The sequence below is a fragment of the Spiroplasma endosymbiont of Megaselia nigra genome, from assembly GCF_003987485.1.
GTDB lineage: Bacteria > Bacillota_I > Bacilli_A > Mycoplasmatales > Mycoplasmataceae > Spiroplasma.
Genome location: NZ_RCOO01000268.1, coordinates 1 through 1,241, shown reverse-complemented (window position 1 = coordinate 1,241; position 1,241 = coordinate 1). Strand labels below are relative to the sequence as shown.

Here is a 1,241-nt window from a genome sequence, read left to right as displayed (position 1 = left end):
AAAGTAAACTTTGACAACCTATTAATGATAGAAAACAATCTGCTTATAATGATAATTTAATTTATAATGCTATTTTAAAAACTAGTTTATGAATGGATAGATTATCAGGTGGAACAATTTCCGATAAGATTAATAAAAAAGAATTATTTCCATGAGTAAAAAAAGATAATACTGGTTTAATTGAATATGATAAATGATTAAGTTATATTCAATCTGCTTGTTTATTAGCAGTTATTAATTGATATTTACCAAAAGGAGTTAATGATTTAACTGGTAGTGCATCATTTTCACAAGGTGGTGTTGCTTATTCACAAACTAATGATCCTGAGGCAAATGAAAATATTACTCGTGATGTTAAAAATGCTTTAAAATTAGCAGGTGAAATAATTGATATTATATCTAGTAAGATGGTATCTAGACCATATAATTATCATTCAGGTAATTATGCTCATCAATGAGAAGAAGAATATAAATATATTACTAAAAAAACATTTTATGAAACTTTATTATTTTATTTAAAAGAAAGATTACAAACAGATAAATCTATAAATGTAAGCTACCCAACTATTAACGACTTTTCTAAAATTGATTATAATGAATATATTAAAATTAATATAAATGATTGAGAAGTAGTAGATACATAAGATTTTAAACCAAATAGCACCTCTAAATATCAAATTAAAAATTGAGATAAATCAAAATATATTTACAAAATTTGAATGGGAAGTTCAGTTAAACCGTATTTGTTATTAGAAACATTTAAAAACTTTGATCAAAGTGTTTTATCAAGTTTTTATGTTAAAAACTATAATTATAATTTTATTGCATCAATTCATGTTGACGGTTTATGTATAGCAAGAAAAGACGGGGTTGAAGTAAATATTAAGTTTTTACACATTGAAAGAAAAAGAATAAGTTAGAACGGAGGTTGGTTAATGAAACAAGATAAAACAACTTGATTAAAGGGTGCCTTACCTTGAAATTGATTTAAAAAAGATCCTATTCCAACTTATAATTGAACGCATAAAGATATTAGAGAATGAGAAAGAAAATATAAAATTCGTAGTTGAGTAGTTAGTTTTTATACATTAATATTTTTAGTATTAAATTGTTGATTAGAATATGGAATGATTAATGCAATAAAAGATAATATTAATTGATATAATTATGGTCAATATTGAGGTAATGGAATTGCTATTTTACTAACACCTTTATTTACACACGGAATTCAAGGTATATTT

At 23.7% G+C, this 1,241-nt stretch carries 3 protein-coding genes; all 3 read left to right on the top strand.

All coding sequences use genetic code 4. The features are described from left to right. Positions 1–644 (top strand): hypothetical protein (locus D9R21_RS07680; RefSeq protein ID WP_158613984.1); only part of this gene is annotated, 644 nt, incomplete at its 5' end. A gap of 75 nt (positions 645–719) precedes the next feature. After that, positions 720–920, top strand: a complete 201-nt coding sequence (locus D9R21_RS06600; RefSeq protein ID WP_126821554.1) for a hypothetical protein — start codon at positions 720–722, stop codon at positions 918–920. A gap of 15 nt (positions 921–935) precedes the next feature. Then, positions 936–1,241: hypothetical protein (locus tag D9R21_RS06595; RefSeq protein WP_148108888.1), on the top strand; the 306-nt coding region annotated here is incomplete at its 3' end.